Raw genomic sequence first — 19,179 nt, 5'->3', positions numbered from 1 at the left:
CATTTGAGCACATTAACAACACAGAGCGATTATGATTATCAGCTTAAAATTAATGCAATAGATGTTAAAGAAACAAACAGGCATTCATTAGTTGAGGGGATAAAATTAATTGGCCACAGTCAACAAGGTGAAAAGGCTGAGACCTTAGATACCTTAAATGATCTCACTATTGATAGCTATCAGGTTGATAATGGTGAAATACAACGTTTTACGAATAACCATATAAAACTAGCACTAACAGGTTTATATCAGCCAGCTTTTGAGTTAATTAATGCTGGCTCTAATGATGCTCAAATCATTCAACAGGCATTGATAGAACTAGTTGGCTATGGTGCTCAATTATCGCTATCAACCCTGCGTTCACAAACTCCTTGGGGTGAAGTGGATGGGCAATTAGATTTGGTACTCGATAAGGGTGCGCCACTAGTGAATATTATTATGAATCCTTATGTTTTATTTGATTATATGAGTGGTGATGCAAGGTTAATCTTACCTATTAGTTTATTAGAGGAGCCATTAGTGGCAGACCCTTTACAACTAGGTGTTATGACGGGATTTTTAGAGGTAAAAGAAGAAACGCTTAATTTACAAACCAGCTTTCAGCAGGGGGAATTAACCGTTAATGGGCGTATCGTGCCTTTATAAATGGTGTAGTTTGAAGTTGTGGTTCACTGTTTAGTGAACCATTATTCTATCTTAGGAAAGGATTACTTACCTTTTCTTTTCCGATGGTTGTTGTTGGCCCATGACCAGGGTAAACAACAGTTTCTGCGACTAAGGTTAACAACTTTTGTTTAATGCCAGTTATTAGTTGGATTGCATTACCACGTGGGAAATCAGAGCGTCCAATACCCCCATTAAATAGAATATCGCCAACAATCACTTGATTACTTTTTTCATCTAATAAAGCAACATGTCCAGGTGTATGGCCTGGAATATGTAATACCTTCAGTTTAATATTACCCACTTCAACAATCTCACCTTCTTCTAACCAAGCCGTTGGTGTGAAGCTAGTATGAAGAGGGAAACCAAAACGTTGGCTCTGTGCTTCTAATTGTTCAAGCCAAAAAGATCTTCCTTTTCTGGGCCTATGATAGGTACATTTAGTGTCTCGGCAATAATTTCAGTGCCACCGACATGGTCAAGGTGACCATGTGTTAATAATACTTTCTCAACAGTCACATTGTGTTTTTTGACGATATCAAGGATATGCCCAGTATCACCACCCGGGTCAACAATGGTCGCTTTTTGTGTTTCTTCGCAGATGATTAAGCTACAGTTTTGCTCATAGGGCGTAACAGGAATGACAATAATTTTCATTATTTTTCTCTTCTTCTTTAAATACCCAAAGTAACCTTTTGGTGTTCTTTGGGTATTATCTTTATTTCATATTACAACATAAGTTAGCATGATTTTAAGCGTGATAAAATGACCAACAACAAAAGCAGTTGTTTTATACCTGCGCTGTTTTTAAGTGTTGTTTCTTTTTCTGCGCCACTTCTTTTGAAAGATTAATGTGATTCATTACATGCACTAGGGCTAAAGCAGAAGATTCGATAATATCCGTTGATAAACCAATACCATGGAATTTTTGGCCTTGATATAACGCAACAATATCAACTTGGCCAAGCGCATCTTTGCCTTTACCTTTACCACTGATTTTGTAAGACTCCATGGTAATATCCAAACCAGAAAGGCGTAATAAACATTGGTAAGCGAGCATCAATTGGCCCATTACCCGTTGCCGCTTCGACCACCGCTTTTTTATCTCCCATCTGAAGACTAACGGTTGCTGTTGCCACAACACCTGAACCAGACATAACATTAATACTGTTCAATTTATAATATTCAGGTTCGCTATGAATTTGGCTAAAGAACAACATAGCTTCTAAATCGTAATCAAATACTTGCCCTTTTTTATCGGCTAATTCAAGGAAGTCACTATATAACTCTTCCATATCGTAATCTTCATCGCGATAACCTAGTTCTTGCATGCGATGTTGAATAACATGTCGGCCAGAACGTGAGGTCAAATTCAATTTATTGGTTAATAGGCCGACACTTTCAGGGGTCATGATCTCATAGGTATTTTGTGATTTTAAAACGCCATCTTGGTGGATACCCGATGAGTGTGAAAAGGCATTAGCACCAACAATCGCTTTATTCGATTGAATAGGCATATTACAAACCTGACTGACTAATTGGCTTGTTCGTGATATTTCAGTTGCCTTGATATTAGTGCTAAAGCCTAATTTTGCTTTACGAGTCGCTAAAATCATGGCCACTTCTTCTAAAGAACAATTACCAGCGCGTTCGCCAATCCCATTCATGGTACATTCAATTTGACGAGCGCCATTTTCAACAGCAGTAATGGAGTTCGCAACCGACATGCCTAAATCATCATGACAGTGTACAGAAATCACTGCTTGGTCAATATTCGGAACACGATCAAAAAGTGTTTTAATAATGCCACCAAATTCACTTGGAACTGTGTAACCCACAGTATCGGGAATATTAATAGTACGCGCGCCCGCTTTGATGGCTTCTTCAACCATGCGACAGAGATTATCAATTGGCGTGCGACCGGCGTCTTCACAGGAGAATTCAACATCATCGGTTAGATTACGAGCGTATTTAACCGCTTTAACCGCCATATTTAATACGTCATCAAAAGAACGTTTTAACTTGCTTTCAACGTGAATGGTTGATGTTGAAATAAAGGTATGGATACGAAACGCTTCAGCCACTTTTAAAGATTCTCGTCGCTGCATCAATATCTTTGGTTAATGCACGAGAAAGGGCACATACTCGGCTGTTTTTAATCTCTTTTGCAATGGTTTGTACAGATTCAAAATCGCCAGGTGATGAAATCGGGAAACCAACTTCCATGACATCCACACCTAAACGTTCAAGAGCAAATGCGATCTGTAGTTTTTCTTTCACAGTTAGGCTAGCGCTAAGTGCTTGTTCACCATCGCGTAAAGTTGTGTCGAAAATGATGACTTGATCTGACATAAAACATCCCTCTTTATTAATCTGTTAATTTATTTTTCAGGTATAAAAAAACCCGCTTTATTTGCGGGTTTTTAGAGTGTTAATTGAATTTAATTAAACACGCTCCACCCGTATGCAATGAGCATCAGCAGGTATTTTGGCAGAAGCGTAGAAACTATTATCATCAATTAAACTCAAAATTATTAGTGTGGATGAATAGTTACGCTTTTTAGTAAATGCGTCAAGCTCTTATTATCAAGATAGTTAAGCTTAGCTTATTTTAAAAGCGGTGATTTCAATTCGCCTAATATTTTTAATGTAATACAAAAGCGCACTAGGTAGGATTTTTAAATAAAAATGCGTAATATAAACAATATTCGTTTATTGGTATCACATAGCAGGAAAAACATGGCAGATTATAAAAAGCCTGATCAGGAGACTCTCCGTCAGCAACTTTCTGAATTACAATATGCAGTGACACAAGAAGAGGCGACAGAGCCTGCTTTTAATAATGTTTATTGGGATAACAAACAACCTGGCATTTATGTTGATATTGTTTCTGGTGAAGCGTTATTTAGCTCCTTAGATAAATATGATTCTCACTGTGGTTGGCCGAGTTTTACCAAACCCTTGGTAGAAGAGCAAATTACAGAGAAAGTTGATAATCAGTTATTTGCCACACGTACAGAAGTACGTAGTCGAGATGCAGATTCTCACCTTGGCCATGTTTTTGAAGATGGTCCAAAAGAACATGGTGGATTACGTTACTGTATTAATTCTGCGTCTTTAAAATTTATTGCGCTCGAAGATATGTCAGAAGCCGGCTATGAAGGTTTATTGTATCTATTTAAAGACCATCAATAATAATTTTTGATGTTGTTGATAATGTAAAAACCGTTGTTGAATGATACTAGGCGCATCATCTGGCAACAAAGGTGTAAAACCTAAACGCAGATAGAATTGCTCAAGATGAGGATAGGGGAAACAATAAATTTTTTGATTTTGTTTATTAAGTAAAGTGGTTACTAATTTACTTGCATGACCTTGTTGCTGATATTCAGGATCACAGGCAACGCCGGTTAATAATAACTGGTTATCTAGTTGTTTTAGTTTGGCGCTACAAATGATGCCTTGGCTGTTTTTAAGCACAAAAACAGCCTCACTTTTGTCTGCAATTCCCTTTTTATATACACGTTTATAAAACTGATTAACAAGCGGGTATTTTATTTTTTCTAGTATATTAAAATCACAATCTGAAACTGGCATCTTGTTTCTCATTATCTCTTAACAGAATCAATATCTTCAGCCAGTTGAGGTTAGGCTGTTTAATAATTTTGGTATAAGCTATGTGCTGTATTTTTATAAGGCACAATCATGATAGAAAATTCTTGCTCTCTCAAGTCATTTAATAGTTTTGCTATCGAAGCAAAAGCAGAACAGTTATTTCACCTCAAGACACGATCCCAATTTCCTGAATTATTAGCACATATAAAAGAAGCAATTAGACAAGATAAACCAACTCTGATTCTGGGTGGTGGTAGTAATGTTCTATTTTGCCAAGATTTTGCAGGATTAATTATTAAGGTCGAATTATTAGGTGTTGAAGTCATTGAATCTCCAGATAGCTACTTATTAAAAGTCGGAGCAGGTGAAGATTGGCATGAGCTTGTAACTACTTGTATTAATAAAGATATTGATGGTTTAGAGAATCTTGCATTGATTCCGGGTGTTGTTGGTGCTTGCGCCAGTCCAAAATATCGGTGCCTATGGTTGTGAATTCAAAGATGTTTGTGAGGCAGTAGAATATATTGATTTGCAAACTGGTGAACTAAAACAACTTACTACAGAGCAATGCCAATTTGCTTATCGCGATAGTATCTTTAAAACTGACGCCTTCAAAAACGCCCTAATTACTCAAGTCTCAATGCGTTTAAGTAAAAAGTGGACGCCTAAATATCGTTATGGCGCGCTGAATACATTAAATGACGCAGAGCCCCTTAGCGCCAAAAAAATATATCAGTCTGTGTGTGATCTTCGTAATGAGAAATTACCAGATCCTGATTTACTCGGTAATGCGGGTAGCTTCTTTAAAAATCCTGTGGTTAATAAACATTTTGCAGATAAGTTATTGTCTGAATTCCCGAATATGCCTTATTACCCGCAACAGGATGAAACTGTAAAGCTAGTCGCTGGTTGGTTGATAGACCAAGCAAAGCTTAAGGGAACAAAAGTAGGTGGCGCGACCGTGCATCAACAGCAAGCTTTGGTATTAGTGAACCTAGGTGATGCAAGTGCATTAGATATCATTAAGCTTGCCGCATTAGTACGAGATACAGTAAAAACACAATTTAATGTCGAATTAGAACATGAAGTGCGTTTTATCGGTGCCTCAGGGGAAACTAACTTAGCAGAGGTTTTACAATGTCTGAATTAAATAAGAAGGGAAATGCCTTATTACAGCTTCTTGCCGATGGGCAGTTTCATTCGGGTGAGAAAATAGGTGAATTATTAGGTGTCTCTCGAACATCAGTAAGTAATTACATTAAGGGCTTACAAGAAATCGGATTGGATATATACAAAGTCCCTGGGCGCGGTTATCAAAGCGCTAATCCCATTGAGTTGTTAGATGAAAAACTAATCCAACGTTTAAGCAATCATAAGAATGTTAAGGTTGAGCAGATTTTAGATTCAACCAATCAATGGTTATTAGACAAAATACCTAATCTTAAAAATGGTCAAACCTGTATTGCAGAGTATCAATTGGCAGGTAAAGGACGAAGAGGGCGCAAATGGATCTCTCCCTTTGCTTCTCATCTTTATTTTTCCTATTACTGGCGATTTGAATCAGGGATAGAAAAATTATCAGGTTTAAGTTTGCTGGTGGGGATTGCAACGGTCAATGCACTAGAGAAAACGGGTATTCAAGGTGTTTCATTAAAATGGCCAAATGATCTTTATTATCAAGGTAAAAAACTAGCGGGTATTCTTATTGAGCTTAATGCACAGGCAAATGAAGCTTGTCATACTGTTATTGGCATTGGCATCAATGTTCGTATGCCACCGGAGCAAGCTAAGTTAATTGATCAGCCTTGGATTGATTTGAGTAGTTTAAGCGAAGAAAAAATAGATCGTAATATACTTAGTGCAAACATCATCTCTGAATTACAGACATTATTGCCTGAATATGAGAAAAATGGTCTTAAAGCGCATTTACCAAGGTGGTTTGAGCTAGACTGTTTTTTAAACCATCCTGTAAATGTTTTACTCGCGGAGAGTAATAAAGCGGGTATTTGTCGTGGTATCGATGAACATGGCGCCTTATTATTAGAGTGTGATGGCAACATAGAAACCTTTATTGGTGGTGAGGTTTCACTACGTTTAGCATGAGTAAGTTGGCTTGTTTGCCATTTTAAATGGAAAAATAGCCAAAAAATAATCGCTTTGATTTTTTTAAGCAAACAAACGTTAATTTTCAAATAAAGAACAATAAAGGCTTGCAAGGTTTCCAGAAGTTCTCTATTATTCGCACCACTTAGACGGCGCCGACTTAGCTCAGTCGGTAGAGCAACTGACTTGTAATCAGTAGGTCACCAGTTCGATTCCGGTAGTCGGCACCATTTAAGTCTAGGAGGGGTTCCCGAGTGGCCAAAGGGAGCAGATTGTAAATCTGCCGCGAAAGCTTCGGTGGTTCGAATCCACCCCCTCCACCATATTCTACTCACTTGCCACGGTGAGCTAAGTAACTAACAATGCAAGCGCGTTGTTTTTTGCTTTCAGATGACCTTAATGCGGGCATCGTATAATGGCTATTACTCCAGCCTTCCAAGCTGATAATGCGGGTTCGATTCCCGCCGCCCGCTCCAAGTTTTATCTGAATTAAATCAACCTCTTACGGTTGATTTTTTCGTTTCTGGCCTTCTGTAAAAACTACTCGGTGACCAAACTGTGCCCATTTGGTGTCCAAAGCGTTTTTCTTCTCATATAAAGTTAAATATCCCTTAACCGCTATAAATTTTTATTCTTCTGTTTTCTCATTTAAACGACACTAATCGATTTAAGTAGATAAGTTGACCATATCGGACCCTATTATAAAAACGGTATTTAAGTTGTTTTTGATAATTTAAGAAATTAAGACAAACTTTTAAGCTTTTAATCGAAAATCTTTTATAAAATCTATGCGTACGTATAAATTTGTTCTGACATTTATTTTTAAAGAACATATTTATGCGAACGAATAAATATGTTTTAATTATTTTGTTTTTAAGCTAATATTTATGCGAACGCATAGGTGAATATATGAAAATAGAAAATTTAAAACAACTAGGTCAACTAGCAAAAATTGTCAGGCAGTCGCAGTCTCTGGATCAGTCAACCGCGGGTTTGTTGTCGGGTAATGGTTTGACGTTTATGAGCCAATTTGAAAATGGTAAAGAAACAGTCGAGATTGGTCGTGTTTTAAAACTACTTGAGCAGTTAGGAATCGAATTGTCTGTCGATTTACCGCCTGGAATTACAGATAAATTCTTAGATAAGATCAAACAAATAAAGGTTGATTAGATGCGAGAGCTTAAGTTGTATATTAATACCGAATTAGTTGGTATTTTATTTGAAGGCAATGATATTTGGTCTTTTCAATATGCTCAAGAATGGCTAGACAGTTCAAATAATTATGCACTTTGTGCTGATATCCCATTGTCTGACAAGTTGCAAGTCGATGGTTCAAGCAAGCGTCATATACAATGGTTTTTCGATAACTTACTACCCGAAGAAGGAGCAAGGACTTTATTAGCAAGAGACATTAATGTTAATGAAGCGGATTCATTCGGTATTTTGATGATTGTTGGTGCTGAATCAGCTGGGGCTATTACCTTGTCGTCTAAGGAGATTGATACAGAAACTGGTCGAGTAACACCACTTACTTTTGATGAGCTTAATTCAAGGATTGCCTGTTTACCTGATATTCCCCTTAATAATGCTCAAAGTAAGCGTATGTCTATTGCGGGCGCGCAGCATAAAATGCTTGTTGTGCTTGATGATGACAAGTTCTATGAACCAGTTGGAAATACACCTTCCTCTCACATATTAAAGCCTGAACATTCTACACCAGATTTATATTGGCAGACGGTTAGAAATGAATGGTTTGTTATGAATTTGGCTAAATCTTTAGGTCTCAATGTCCCAAATACGTTCGTTTATTACTTTCCAGCTGCTGTTTATGTTATTGAACGTTTTGATAGAAAGGGCTTGTTTCCTAGACAAGAACGTGTTCATGCGCTTGATGCCTGCCAGACTTTGGGGCTAAGTCGCAGTGTTAAATATGCGTTAAGTAATGTAGAACAGTTAAACCAATTTGCAGAAGTTTTACGTGGTAAAGGCGCGACCAAAATAGCTTTATTTAATTGGGCAATTTTTAATGCTGTTGTAGGTAATACGGATGCTCATTTAAAGAATCTTTCTTGTTTGGCTGGATCACAAGGGGCTATTTTGTCACCAATGTATGATTTGATTTGTACTGCCATATACGAAGGAGGTCGAGGACATTTAAATGCTGAATTGTCGCAACCAATGGGTAATGCTAAAACACTCGGTGAATTAACTCGTGAGGATATTTTTACTTTTGGCAACGGCTTAGGTTTACCTCAGAAATTATGTTTAACAATACTTGATAAATTATTAAATGAAATAGAAACGAAAGCTGATAAGTTGATTCTTCATGTTGAAGGGTTATCTGATATCCCGCATAAGGCTGGAGAGTTAAGAATGTTACGTGAAATTAGGTACAAGCTAATTTCTGAAATGGTAAATAAGTTGAAATAAAAAATCATATTCACAGTTTTTATGACGGATTTCACAATAAGAAAGTTGAATTTTTTTATCATAAAAACTTAGAAAGCTTGCAATTCTAAAGTAAAAAATATTGTAATTGATGTGATCAAATGGTGGCCAAAAAATCTATTTTGATCATTTAATTTGGTCAAAAAGCTTTAAATGGCATTTAAGGTTTAACCTTAATTATTTGTTTTAAATATATTTTTTAGTTTCTGGCATCTGCTGAAAATACTTGGGGAGCAAAAGTCGCCCATTTGTAGACCAAGCCTATTTTTCCGTTCTTCTTGTTAATTTCCTCGTCGCTACTTTAAAAAAATTATTTGGCTGTTTTAATCTACTCAATAACTTTATTTATTCAGTAATTTTATTTATCAATAAATTCACTAGCTTCAAATAATTAATCTGTTTCGTTTTGGTAGTCATTTAATGCAAGCGAAACACTACCGAGCATTCCGTAAACGCTTATTTTCTGGATGCGGGTTAGTTGCGTCTAAAATTTAGATTAGGGCTAACTTTATAGCCTTTAGGCATCCTAGTTACACAAGTTGACAATATCCAACACACTCAACAGAAGCAAATAACAGCACTGTCATAAAAATGCTTATAAAGTGAAATAAAACCTTCAAATTTACATGTTAATTTTGTGAAAAAACAGTGAATAGAGCGCCAATGGAAGAAATTAACTTTACCTATTTAATTGCAACAATAAGCGACTTACTGTTATTACGTAAATTGTTTCCTCGATTACAACTATTACACGCTAAGTATCCTTCATTACGAAAATGGCCTAGAGGTGTCGCTTATTTCAACCAGCGCTTAATTGAAGAAAAACGGCGATTAAAAATCACCAACATTCATTCTATCTTATCTGCTCAGTATAGATTACCAAGCCTTTATAATTCGATGTTGGCATTTTATTTAAAGAAAAACGGCATCGAATTAAGTTGGGTAAGGAGGAAGACTAATCATCAGTTTCATGCTGTTGTTGAATGCTTTGCTTTAGCAGAGCAACAAATACTACAAGAGACTTGGTGGTGGCAGTCACCTTTATTGACCAATAAAACGTCAATTCATGGCAGATATGTAAACAGCAACGTTTTCATTGATGACCAAACGACTACCTAATCCATTGATGAATGCAAAAAGCAGTTTTCAATGAATGCAGTCAATCAAACTAAATAAGGTGAACTGAAATTGTCAAACTACCTTCAAAGTAAGCAACAGCCAAATTTTCGCGAATCGCTTGACCTTGAGTTTAAGCAATTCCTTAATCAACAATCAACGCGTTTTGATCCAGAAAATTGTTTAAAAATTGATTTGCATTGCCATGACCATAATAGTGATGTGCCCGATGAATTATGGGGCCGTATTTTACGTTTACCCGAAACCTGGCTAAAAACACAAAAGCTGGTAAAAACATTACAAGCGACAGGTTGTTCAGTGGTCACTATTACTAACCATAATAATGCAAGATCATGTTGGAACCTAGTCGACAAAGGGACTGATGCGTTAGTGGGTGCTGAGTTTACTTGTTACTTTCCTGAGTATGAACTATTTATTCATGTGTTAGCTTACGGGTTTACACGCGAACAAGAAGAGGTCTTAAATCAGAAACGCCAAGATGTGTATGATTTTTTACGTTATACCACGGAGCAAGATATTCCTGTCATATTGCCACACCCTCTCTACTTTTATACCAAAAATGAAAAAATTGATCTGTCGTTATTTGAAAAACTCGCAGTTATGTTTTATCGGTTTGAAATACTCAATGGACAACGTGATTTGTGGCAAAGTGTTCTTACTTTGAATTGGATGCAAAGCTTAACCCCCAAAAAATAAAACAATATGCACTACGCCACGGTCTTAATCCCGCTGACTTTGGTGTAGACCCAAACAAACCTAAAGTTTTCACGGGTGGAACAGATGATCATACTGGCATTTTTGCTGGTCAATGTGGATCATGGTTATACGTGCCTAATTTACAAGAGAGATTAAAAATAGAACAACCTTCGGCGCTAGCATTAGAAGCCATAAAATTAGGAAACATGGCTCCTTTTGGCCAAGTAGGTGAAAATCAGAAATTGAATATTTCATTATTAGATTATTTTGCACAAGTCGCGATAAAAATCAAAGATCCGGGTTTATTACGTATTTTATTACACCGCGGTTCTGCATGGGACAAAATAAGTCGCTTTGCGATCAGTAATGTGATGTTAGAAATGCAAAAAAACAAAAAAACAATGAAGTTCTTTTCTTTTGTTCACGATGCATTACAGGGTAAAAAGCCAAATAAATTATTAAAATGGCAAGTATCAAAAGACTACAAATTTTGCATCCATCAACTAGAAAAAATTGCAGATGCAAAGCGCAACAACCCAGAAGCTTTCCCAACAATAGTCAACAATACGATGAATGAGTTATTCACCCACCTTAACTTATTAATTGCAAAGCGTATTCGAAATGCGATTGAAAATAATAAAGACATATTATTGGATGGCTTTTCGGCAGAAGAGCTAACACGTAAATTAGAAATTCCAAGTCAACTAACCGCTCTGTTTTTAGGGAATGGAAAACATAAGGACAATATGAGCAACATTAATATGAGTAAGGCTCTTGATAACTTATCTTTCCCTTTATTAATAAGTTTAATTCTTGCTGGTTCAAGCTTAGCATCAACACGTGTTTTATATGAAAATCGCCATTTATTAAATCAATTTGCGAAAAAGTTAGGTAAAAATCAACATACCAAACGCGCTTTATTCTTGACCGATACCCTGTTAGACAAAAATGGAGTCTCAACGTCATTATCCGGTAAGTTAAATGAAATCCAACAATCTAATTTGCCGATCGACTTTTTAATTTGCCATAGCGAAGCACAGTCAGCGTCTCATTTGCATGTAGTCAAACCTATTTCTGAATTTAATATAGAACGTTATGGCGAACAAACTATCCGTATCCCTGACATCATGGAAATTGCACGTATCTTCTATGAAGGAGGTTATGATCGGATTGTCTGCTCAACGGAAGGTCCAATGACAATAGTCTCTATGTTCCTACAGCAGATGTTTAATGTGCCAAACTTCTTTTTTATGCATACGGATTGGATCGACTTCATTAAACACAACACAGATCTTAATCAATACGAACGTGACCGAGTCAGACGTCTAATGCGCGCATTGTACAATCGTTATGATGGCATTTTTGTGCTCAACCAAGAGCATAAAGCATGGTTAACGGGCTATCAAATGAAACTACCAACAGAGAAGGTCTTATTAACTGCGCACCATATGCGGCCTCGTAATCAGCAAATAAAAGCAATCGACAAAACATCACTTATTGCAGGCGCGACCAATAATACTCCCATGATCTTTATTGCCTGCCGCATCAGCGAAGAAAAAGGCTTATTTGATCTTCCTAAAATTATTGAGCTAGCTAAACAGCGTTTACCTGATCTTAAAATTGTTATTGCGGGATCTGGTCCTGCCACTGAAAAATTACAGCAAGCAATGCCAGATGCGATTTTACTGGGTTGGCAGAGTAAGGAGCAATTAGCATCGTTATATCTCGGATTAGACTTATTTATCTTCCCCTCTCGTTTCGATACTTTTGGTAATGTGATTCTTGAAGCCTTTGTACACGGCATGCCAACCTTGGCTTACGATTGCAAAGGTCCGAAAGATATTATTCAACATAACGTGAATGGTTATTTAGTGGAAGATATAGCTACGATGGCAGATAAAGTTGTAGAGTTTTTCGCTAATCCAAGCAAACGGAAAAAGATGCGCCAACAAGCAGTACAACGAGCAAATGAATATCAAGCAGAGCCAATAATGGACCAGTTTTTAGCTGATTTAGGGCTTGATGCGCCACTCTCATACCCCAAACATAAAACGGTTGCTTAATAATGAGTCGCATTAAGTAAAAAAGAGTGGCAACTTTTGACTGATGGTTCGCGCTTACAATATGCAGATGAATAATTCTAATAACTACGCAGGTTATCGTTATCCTGCCCATTAGTGGTAATAAAGAAAACCACTTTATCAGTCATACCGTTTGGCTTTATCATCGTTTTACGCTCAGCTTTCGTTATATCTAAGAATTGCTCGCTACTAGCGGAGTTGTTGTTAGTTATTAAACGATCCGCTTATTTAGAGACTGAAGGGGGTAAAAATATGGTGCTCTCTATTGTAACCAGATTAAAAAGAATCGAGGTCAACTTGGTAATATCTGGTATTTGGATGAGGTTTTTATCAAAATAAATGGCGTATTACATTACTTTTGGCGAGCAGTCGATCAAGATGGTGACGAAATAGATATTTTGGTTCAGAAACGAAAGAATAAGACGGAAGCAATGTGCTTCTTTAAACGATTATTATAAGGGCAAGGAGGTATGCCGTTAAAGATTGTGACGGATAAACTAGCAAGTTACTCTCTTTGCAAAAAAGAATTAATATCAAGTGTAGAGCACTCAACTGTTCAGTATGAAAATAATGGATGTGAACTTTCGCATCAGCCTACTCGCCAACAAGAACGACAGATGCGGAAATATAAATCACAGGGGCAAGCTCAACGGTTTTTAAGTTATCATGGGGTGGTAAATAATCTGTTTCGTTTTGGTCGTCATTTAAGATCGACTTCAAAATTACTTGCGCTTTTGTTTTCAAAATAGTCAGTCATTTTAGGCTTTTTGAAAACAATTTTTAGCGCAAGTTATTGTGTAACGACTCCTTAATGCAAGCGAAACACTACCGAGCATTCCGTGATCGCTCATTTTCTGAATGGATGCGGGTTAGTTGTGTCCAAAATTTAGATTAGGGCTAACTTTATAGCCTTTAGTCATCCTAGTTAACCTCAATTCTGGATAAGCAAAGCGATACAGCGCCGCTATTTTCGGGGATTTCAGCGTTAAATCATCTACCAATAACCAGTTATTGTTACGATAATTTGCCTTGAACTACACAAAACTAACGTTACTGTATTCTTATTGAGTTTAAGTGTTTGATATTAATATAAGTTACGCTTTCATTAACCAGAACTGAGGTTAGTTACATAACTTGACAATACCAAATGACATTATATGCTAAAAAAATATTGCTGTTCTTGTTGGAGTTCTGCTTCAGCTTCGAAAAGATCTTGTAAAAAAACTGTACCTTAGTATCAGGAGTCGCTTGTGCAAGTAAGTTGAGATCTCTATTACATACGCAACCGATTTTCGGGTAGCCACCAATCGTTTGTCTGTCTCGCATTAAGACGATTGGTTGACCGTTTGCTGGGATTTGAATGGAGCCCGGTACAATACCTTCAGAAATGAAATGTTGTTGAGGAAAATTAATAGTCGCACCGTTAAGTCGATAGCCCATTCTGTCAATTAAAGGGCTTACTGTATAAACTTGGCTGAAAAAAGTATTTATCGCTTCTTTATCAAATTTATCAAATTGATAAGTTGGCAACACACCTATTTGAAGGGTATCTGCGTAATCTGGGATAAATTGTTTTAATACACTACGATAATATCCAATAACATTAGGTTGATAAGTTAATATATCGCCATCACGTAATTTTTCACCTTGTTGCGTTACTCCACCAAACCCGTCTCTGACGACGGTACTCGTGCTTCCTAATGTTTTAGGTATGTCAAAACCACCGGCAATTGCAAAATAGGTACGCAATCCTTTTTTAGAATAACTTAAGGTTAAAATATCGCCGGATTTTGCTACCCATGAGTGCCAATTACTGATGATTTGATTGTTTAGTTTTGCGGCGACTTCTGCACCACAAATTGAAAAAGTGGTGCTTTTTTCAAATACTGCACGGAAAGGGCCCATTGTGATTTCAATTTGTGAAGCATTTGGCGGGTTATCTAATAATCGATTTGCCCAATAAAAAGCGTGCTTATCCATTGGCCCACCTGATGTGACCCCCACATCTTGATAACCAAAACGTCCAAGATCTTGTATTAAACTTAATGTACCTGCTTGTGTAATTTGTAATGTCATCGTTGCTCATCACCTTTAAAGTATTCCGCCCATGGCTAGAAATGCTTGTTTATTAATTGCTTTAAATTTAACTTGGTCACCCATTGAAAATTTACTAAGACTTGCTGTTGTAATATCAAGTAAATTAATTGGAGTTCGCCCAATAATTTGCCAACCACCCGGAGATTCGTTGGGGTAAACAGCCGTTTGTCTATCTGCAATAGCAACACTGCCTTTTGGTACTGTCGTTCTTGGATTTTTCTTACGTGGCATTGCTATTTGTGTGGGAATATTGCCTAAAAAAGCAAAACCTGGTGCAAAGCCAATGGCGAAAACGCGGTAACATTCACTAGTATGAAGTTTTATTATTTCTGAAAATGCTAATCCAGTATGTTGCGATAACGCATCATGATCTAAGGCAACTTCCTCTCCATAATAAACAGGTAGTTCAATTTGCTTGGGTTTAAAGTCAGCGATATTGCTTGAATCTAAATTATTCAGTACGCTCTTAACGAGCCTTAAAAGAGTCGCAATCCAATTTTTCGTGAATTACAAGTCAATAAAATAGAAGTATAAGAAGGGATTATACTTTCAATCACTTCAGCTAACTCTTGATTTAATCGCAGGTAAGCATAGTTAATAAAATCAGCTGTTTCTATACTGACTGATTCAGCAAAATAGATGATAAGGCTATTCTCGTTAACTAACTTCACTTGCATATTCTTGACTCTGTGTATTCAATGATTCTCATTCTTAAGTTTTTTGCAATATCAGCGGCTAGTTTTCCATCTCCATGAATACATAAAGTATCTGCTTTAATCTTCACTTCTGTGCCTTCAATACTGGTTATAGAATAGTCAGAAATAAGCTTCATTGCTTGCGTACAAATAACCTCTAAATCGTCATGAAGTGCACCAGGTTGACTTCTCGGGGTCAAACGCCCATTTGCAAGATAGCTACGGTCAACAAAGGCTTCGAATATTAATTTAACACCATACTGCTCAGCTAAAGTGGTGTAATGAAGATGATCGGGCACCGCCATTATCATTAAAGGCAAATTGATATCATAACTCGCAATGGCCTCTAATAACGAAATATAAATATCGTCGCTTTTCATCATCGCGTTATAAAGTGCACCATGTGGTTTGACATAACTGATGGCAACATCTTCACTTTGACAGATGCCACTTAAAGCACCTAATTGATAAATAACATAGGCTTTAAGCTCTTCAGTAGGCATTTCTATAAAGCGTCGTCCAAAACCTTGTAAATCCGGATAACCAGGGTGAGCACCAATTTGAACACCGTGCTCTTTTGCATATCGCACAGTCTTTAACATCACACCGGGATCGGATGCGTGCATACCGCAAGCAATGTTAGCCATATCAATAAAAGGCATTATCTTTTTATCTTGGCCGATTTCCCAAATGCCATAACTTTCACCCATATCACAATTAATTAGCATTGAACTTTCCTTATTTTTATAGAGAACTTGCTACTCTTAGAAGCTTGCGCATAAACCCCTGAAAGGGTACGAATTAATTTTGCCTGTTAACGCCTTGTTATAGGTTTTTCACATTGCTTGATAATTCATAATACGAGCAATGATGTAATTAATAGAAAAAATAATTGTATCTATTTTGCACTCCTTCAAAAACAAGAAATTTGTAATAAAATTAGGATGTAAATGCTCAGGGATAAGCTATTTATGCTTAGTTCAAGGCGGAAAAACACAGTTTAGTGGTTTAACCGTACGTCCTGTGCTTCGCCCTACGGGCCAGCCTTCGGATGTTCAAATTCATTACCGATGAATTTGTGAGCATTTTCCAACGATGACAAATATGTCTGGAACATATTTGAATAGCTTTAGCTAATCGCGTAGCGATGAAGTAAACGGATGTACCTCATAAATAGGCTTAAATAGCAACGGCTTGAGTAATTACAAATAAATTAGCATTATGACGCTCATAAATAAGCTAAAAGGTAAACAGAGAAGAACGCCAAAGCGGTTCTTATTTCAAATTTAAACCTTCATGCTAATATGTATGAGCGAATAGATTGGTAAGTGTTAACTGTTTCTATCGTAATCTATGATCGCTTGAGTAGCTGATGCGAGTCCTTGCACAATCAAGTCCAATGATAGGCAAGGCTTATTTTCCTCAATAGCTTGCTCTGCCAATAAAGGTATGTGTACAAAGCCGTGCGGTATTCCTTGGTTATGAAGGAAATGCTGTATGCCATAAAACAGATGATTACAAACATAGGTTCCTGCACTATCAGAAACATAGGCTGGTATACCTTTCTCTTGAATCGCTTTCACCATCGCTTTAATAGGTAAAGTAGAAAAATAGGCATCGGGCCCCTCAGCAACAACGGGTTTATCAATAATCTGATTTCCCTCATTATCTGGGATCCTGAAATCATCCATATTTATGGCGATACGCTCAGGCGTAATTGCGGTTCGCCCTCCAGCTTGACCAACGGTCATAACATAGTCAGGCTTTTGTTTTTTTATCGCCTCAATCACGACATCAATAGCTTTCTGATGAACCACAGGAACAGCGCAGGTAACAATCTTAGCATTTATAAATCCATATGATTCCAGTAGGCGTATAGCTTCCAATGCCGGATTTACTTTTGCATTAGCAAATGGTTCAAAGCCTGTAATTAATATTTTTTTCATAGGGCTTCTCAGAAGGCTAAAAAGTAGATAAGACAGGTATTAATACTCAACATACAAAATGCTGGTAATAGCTGCATATGGATTATCTGATACTTGTTTTTCAACTCTAACAAAGTCGCTGGAACAATATTGAAATTTCTCGCCATTGGTGTCATCAATGTTCCGCAATAACCGGAAAGCATACCTATCACACCTATGATCGCTGGATTGCCTGACTGCTCAACAATGAGCAGTGGAATCGCAATGCCTGTAGTGATTACTGCAAAGGCCGCAAATGCATTACCCATAATAACGGTAAACAGAGCCATACCAAAGGTGTAACATAAAACATACGCAAAGGTATTATTTTGCGGAACCATTTCTTTAACAATTTGTGACACGGTTTCTCCAACACCTGCTTCACCAAATAGGTAGCCTAGTGCGACAAGAAACTGGGGTAAGATAACTGCCCAGCCGATAGAGTCAATCAGACGACGGCCTTCGTTAACGCTTTGGCTTGCTTTTCCCTTAGTGATAAACAATGCGATTAATAAAGCAATAAAGAAACTGATTCCTAGTCCTATCAAGGTGCTAGTACCAGTAAATTTAGACCAAAAAATAGTAATAATCGGGATAACAAGTGCTGGTAAAAATAACTTGTTTTTTAGTTTTTCTGAGCTTTCTCTGCGTAGCTTCACATCAAATTGACGATTGTTACTACTACCCATCAATTTAAAAGTTACCAGCAGAGTTAGAACGATGATCATGATACCTACCAGCCAGTCCGGTAGGACTTTACCCAAACAGAGTGAAGAGCCATAAATAAGCCAAAACAGCCCTGTACCAATACGCTTACTATTGCTTTTATCCAGAAAGGTTTGAACCGAAAAAACGATAATCAATAAACCAACAGCTTGATATATATACTCTAACATTATTTATCCTCCGGCTTTGATTTACTTGAATGGATACGCTTCATTTCTAAATTCACAAACAGTGAGAAAATGATGATTGAAGCAATAGCTGTTGGTAATGCCCAGATATACATATCGCTTATTTCAAGTGGATATCCGCTGTCGCCTAGCACGCCTTTAATTAGTAATAAGCCACCACTTCCAATAAATATCAATTGACTAAAAAAGTTTCCGAAATTTTCACTAATTGCAGAAAGCGCTCTGATTCTCATACGCTTAGACTCTGAAAGCGATTGATCATCCTTTGTTGCTTGCTGATTCAACCATAGGGGCTACGAGTGGTCTTATCATTGAAGGGTGTCCACCCAAATTAAGGCCAATCGCGACGGTGACTTTTCTTAGTATGAGGTAACTGAGTGTAATTTTAGTAACAGTAGCTTGTTTCATGGATGAAATTAGTGCTTCTGCTCGCTCTCTCAGACCATAACTCTCTAACAGTCCAATCATAGGTAATACAAGGATAAACAGCGACATATAACGATTTTTGGTGAAGGATGAACCGAGTATGGATAAGATTTCAATTATATTTAGTTTTGCTACAAGCCCAGTTGCAAATCCAGCAACTAATATAACTAGTAGCGTGTTTAACCTACAAGCGAAACCAATTGTGATAATGACTACGCCGATCATTGGCCATAAGTCGATCATTTTTAACTCCTTAATGTGATCTACTGAGAGTATTTAACCCTCAGCTAAAATGTGTGTATATACATCATCCTTCTATTTATATATAACATCCACTTAT

The 19,179-nt window shown here is 37.1% G+C and carries 20 protein-coding genes, 3 tRNA genes and 3 pseudogenes; 14 read left to right on the top strand and 12 right to left on the bottom strand.

Annotated features, from left to right (window positions below):
- The first annotated feature begins 3 nt into the window (after positions 1–3).
- Positions 4–645: a DUF945 family protein gene (locus ACLKMH_RS01880; protein WP_413700654.1), complete on the top strand. Its 642-nt coding sequence runs from the start codon at positions 4–6 to the stop codon at positions 643–645.
- A 46-nt stretch (positions 646–691) separates the two neighbouring features.
- Here ACLKMH_RS01880 and ACLKMH_RS01875 read toward each other — a convergent pair.
- From ACLKMH_RS01875 to leuA, 3 genes and pseudogenes are all read right to left on the bottom strand, one after another.
- Positions 692–1,320 (bottom strand): annotated as a pseudogene (locus tag ACLKMH_RS01875) (MBL fold metallo-hydrolase).
- Between the two features lie 133 nt (positions 1,321–1,453).
- The gene (locus tag ACLKMH_RS01870) at positions 1,454–1,675 is read right to left on the bottom strand and encodes an alpha-isopropylmalate synthase regulatory domain-containing protein (RefSeq protein WP_413700653.1); all 222 of its coding nucleotides are present in this window, start codon (positions 1,673–1,675) and stop codon (positions 1,454–1,456) included.
- A pseudogene (leuA, locus tag ACLKMH_RS01865) lies at positions 1,650–3,015 on the bottom strand (2-isopropylmalate synthase). Before leuA ends, ACLKMH_RS01870 begins: the two are co-directional and overlap by 26 nt.
- A gap of 387 nt (positions 3,016–3,402) precedes the next feature.
- Between leuA and msrB the strand changes: the two are divergent.
- Entirely contained in the window at positions 3,403–3,858 is a 456-nt protein-coding gene (gene msrB / locus ACLKMH_RS01860) for a peptide-methionine (R)-S-oxide reductase MsrB (RefSeq protein WP_413700652.1), read from the top strand.
- Here the strand turns inward: msrB and ACLKMH_RS01855 are convergent.
- Complete coding sequence (locus ACLKMH_RS01855; protein ID WP_413700651.1) at positions 3,838–4,260, bottom strand: GNAT family N-acetyltransferase; 423 nt, start codon at positions 4,258–4,260, stop codon at positions 3,838–3,840. The two genes, msrB and ACLKMH_RS01855, sit on opposite strands and share 21 nt — an antisense overlap.
- A gap of 108 nt (positions 4,261–4,368) precedes the next feature.
- Between ACLKMH_RS01855 and ACLKMH_RS01850 the strand changes: the two genes are divergently transcribed.
- The 12 genes and pseudogenes from ACLKMH_RS01850 (at position 4,369) to ACLKMH_RS01795 (ending at position 13,492) form a co-directional block, all read left to right on the top strand.
- Positions 4,369–4,770 (top strand): FAD-binding protein, encoded by a 402-nt coding sequence (locus ACLKMH_RS01850; protein WP_413700650.1) that lies wholly within the window; start codon positions 4,369–4,371, stop codon positions 4,768–4,770.
- A complete protein-coding gene (gene murB / locus ACLKMH_RS01845; RefSeq protein ID WP_413700649.1) occupies positions 4,730–5,428 on the top strand; it encodes a UDP-N-acetylmuramate dehydrogenase in 699 nt (232 codons plus the stop codon). The genes ACLKMH_RS01850 and murB overlap by 41 nt, the downstream gene beginning before the upstream one ends.
- A complete protein-coding gene (gene birA, locus ACLKMH_RS01840) occupies positions 5,416–6,381 on the top strand; it encodes a bifunctional biotin--[acetyl-CoA-carboxylase] ligase/biotin operon repressor BirA (RefSeq protein ID WP_413700648.1) in 966 nt (321 codons plus the stop codon). The genes murB and birA overlap by 13 nt, the downstream gene beginning before the upstream one ends.
- A gap of 154 nt (positions 6,382–6,535) precedes the next feature.
- Positions 6,536–6,611 (top strand) — tRNA-Thr (locus tag ACLKMH_RS01835).
- Positions 6,612–6,621: 10 nt separating this feature from the next.
- Positions 6,622–6,704, top strand: a tRNA-Tyr gene (locus ACLKMH_RS01830).
- A gap of 78 nt (positions 6,705–6,782) precedes the next feature.
- Positions 6,783–6,857: transfer RNA gene (locus tag ACLKMH_RS01825), tRNA-Gly, on the top strand.
- Between the two features lie 433 nt (positions 6,858–7,290).
- Positions 7,291–7,551: a transcriptional regulator gene (locus ACLKMH_RS01820; protein WP_413700647.1), complete on the top strand. Its 261-nt coding sequence runs from the start codon at positions 7,291–7,293 to the stop codon at positions 7,549–7,551.
- A complete protein-coding gene (locus ACLKMH_RS01815) occupies positions 7,552–8,811 on the top strand; it encodes a HipA domain-containing protein (protein WP_413700646.1) in 1,260 nt (419 codons plus the stop codon).
- 681 nt (positions 8,812–9,492) lie between these two features.
- The gene (locus ACLKMH_RS01810) at positions 9,493–9,948 is read left to right on the top strand and encodes a hypothetical protein (protein ID WP_413700645.1); all 456 of its coding nucleotides are present in this window, start codon (positions 9,493–9,495) and stop codon (positions 9,946–9,948) included.
- A 69-nt stretch (positions 9,949–10,017) separates the two neighbouring features.
- The gene (locus ACLKMH_RS01805) at positions 10,018–10,662 is read left to right on the top strand and encodes a PHP domain-containing protein (protein WP_413700644.1); all 645 of its coding nucleotides are present in this window, start codon (positions 10,018–10,020) and stop codon (positions 10,660–10,662) included.
- Positions 10,608–12,725 carry a glycosyltransferase gene (locus tag ACLKMH_RS01800; RefSeq protein WP_413700643.1) on the top strand — a complete coding sequence of 706 codons (2,118 nt, stop codon included), beginning with the start codon at positions 10,608–10,610 and terminating at the stop codon, positions 12,723–12,725. Before ACLKMH_RS01805 ends, ACLKMH_RS01800 begins: the two co-directional genes overlap by 55 nt.
- A gap of 332 nt (positions 12,726–13,057) precedes the next feature.
- A pseudogene (locus tag ACLKMH_RS01795) lies at positions 13,058–13,492 on the top strand (IS6 family transposase).
- 376 nt (positions 13,493–13,868) lie between these two features.
- On the opposite strand, the gene ACLKMH_RS01790 reads toward ACLKMH_RS01795, so the two are convergent.
- The 8 genes from ACLKMH_RS01790 to ACLKMH_RS01755 all read right to left on the bottom strand — a co-directional run bounded on the left by ACLKMH_RS01790 (position 13,869) and on the right by ACLKMH_RS01755 (position 19,082).
- Positions 13,869–14,819 (bottom strand): biotin-dependent carboxyltransferase family protein, encoded by a 951-nt coding sequence (locus ACLKMH_RS01790; protein ID WP_413700642.1) that lies wholly within the window; start codon positions 14,817–14,819, stop codon positions 13,869–13,871.
- Between the two features lie 15 nt (positions 14,820–14,834).
- Entirely contained in the window at positions 14,835–15,275 is a 441-nt protein-coding gene (locus ACLKMH_RS01785) for a 5-oxoprolinase subunit B family protein (protein ID WP_413702232.1), read from the bottom strand.
- 41 nt (positions 15,276–15,316) lie between these two features.
- Complete coding sequence (locus ACLKMH_RS01780) at positions 15,317–15,517, bottom strand: hypothetical protein (protein WP_413700641.1); 201 nt, start codon at positions 15,515–15,517, stop codon at positions 15,317–15,319.
- Positions 15,508–16,263 carry a 5-oxoprolinase subunit PxpA gene (locus ACLKMH_RS01775; RefSeq protein ID WP_413700640.1) on the bottom strand — a complete coding sequence of 252 codons (756 nt, stop codon included), beginning with the start codon at positions 16,261–16,263 and terminating at the stop codon, positions 15,508–15,510. The genes ACLKMH_RS01780 and ACLKMH_RS01775 overlap by 10 nt, the downstream gene beginning before the upstream one ends.
- 603 nt (positions 16,264–16,866) lie before the next feature.
- Positions 16,867–17,481, bottom strand: coding sequence for a pyroglutamyl-peptidase I (gene pcp / locus ACLKMH_RS01770; protein ID WP_413700639.1), 615 nt, complete (start codon positions 17,479–17,481; stop codon positions 16,867–16,869).
- An 8-nt stretch (positions 17,482–17,489) separates the two neighbouring features.
- Positions 17,490–18,395, bottom strand: a complete 906-nt coding sequence (locus ACLKMH_RS01765) for a DUF979 domain-containing protein (protein ID WP_413700638.1) — start codon at positions 18,393–18,395, stop codon at positions 17,490–17,492.
- Complete coding sequence (locus ACLKMH_RS01760) at positions 18,395–18,697, bottom strand: 5-oxoproline transporter, DUF969 family subunit (RefSeq protein WP_413700637.1); 303 nt, start codon at positions 18,695–18,697, stop codon at positions 18,395–18,397. The genes ACLKMH_RS01765 and ACLKMH_RS01760 overlap by 1 nt, the downstream gene beginning before the upstream one ends.
- The gene (locus ACLKMH_RS01755; RefSeq protein WP_413700636.1) at positions 18,672–19,082 is read right to left on the bottom strand and encodes a 5-oxoproline transporter, DUF969 family subunit; all 411 of its coding nucleotides are present in this window, start codon (positions 19,080–19,082) and stop codon (positions 18,672–18,674) included. Before ACLKMH_RS01755 ends, ACLKMH_RS01760 begins: the two co-directional genes overlap by 26 nt.
- Positions 19,083–19,179: the final 97 nt, after the last annotated feature.

Source organism: Psychromonas sp. KJ10-10 (assembly GCF_047323245.1).
Taxonomy (GTDB): domain Bacteria; phylum Pseudomonadota; class Gammaproteobacteria; order Enterobacterales; family Psychromonadaceae; genus Psychromonas.
This window is presented reverse-complemented; position numbering and strand designations above follow the sequence as displayed.

Excerpts from the sequence above, each read along its gene's own strand:
- ACLKMH_RS01850 (WP_413700650.1), top strand. The coding sequence starts at position 4,369 with ATGATAGAAAATTCTTGCTCTCTCAAGTCATTTAATAGTTTTGCTATC.
- ACLKMH_RS01755 (WP_413700636.1), bottom strand. The coding sequence starts at position 19,082 with ATGATCGACTTATGGCCAATGATCGGCGTAGTCATTATCACAATTGGT.
- ACLKMH_RS01775 (WP_413700640.1), bottom strand. The coding sequence starts at position 16,263 with ATGCTAATTAATTGTGATATGGGTGAAAGTTATGGCATTTGGGAAATC.
- ACLKMH_RS01810 (WP_413700645.1), top strand. The coding sequence starts at position 9,493 with ATGGAAGAAATTAACTTTACCTATTTAATTGCAACAATAAGCGACTTA.
- ACLKMH_RS01815 (WP_413700646.1), top strand. The coding sequence starts at position 7,552 with ATGCGAGAGCTTAAGTTGTATATTAATACCGAATTAGTTGGTATTTTA.
- ACLKMH_RS01855 (WP_413700651.1), bottom strand. The coding sequence starts at position 4,260 with ATGCCAGTTTCAGATTGTGATTTTAATATACTAGAAAAAATAAAATAC.
- pcp (WP_413700639.1), bottom strand. The coding sequence starts at position 17,481 with ATGAAAAAAATATTAATTACAGGCTTTGAACCATTTGCTAATGCAAAA.
- birA (WP_413700648.1), top strand. The coding sequence starts at position 5,416 with ATGTCTGAATTAAATAAGAAGGGAAATGCCTTATTACAGCTTCTTGCC.
- ACLKMH_RS01765 (WP_413700638.1), bottom strand. The coding sequence starts at position 18,395 with ATGTTAGAGTATATATATCAAGCTGTTGGTTTATTGATTATCGTTTTT.
- msrB (WP_413700652.1), top strand. The coding sequence starts at position 3,403 with ATGGCAGATTATAAAAAGCCTGATCAGGAGACTCTCCGTCAGCAACTT.
- ACLKMH_RS01790 (WP_413700642.1), bottom strand. The coding sequence starts at position 14,819 with ATGACATTACAAATTACACAAGCAGGTACATTAAGTTTAATACAAGAT.
- ACLKMH_RS01870 (WP_413700653.1), bottom strand. The coding sequence starts at position 1,675 with ATGGAGTCTTACAAAATCAGTGGTAAAGGTAAAGGCAAAGATGCGCTT.
- ACLKMH_RS01820 (WP_413700647.1), top strand. The coding sequence starts at position 7,291 with ATGAAAATAGAAAATTTAAAACAACTAGGTCAACTAGCAAAAATTGTC.
- ACLKMH_RS01780 (WP_413700641.1), bottom strand. The coding sequence starts at position 15,517 with ATGCAAGTGAAGTTAGTTAACGAGAATAGCCTTATCATCTATTTTGCT.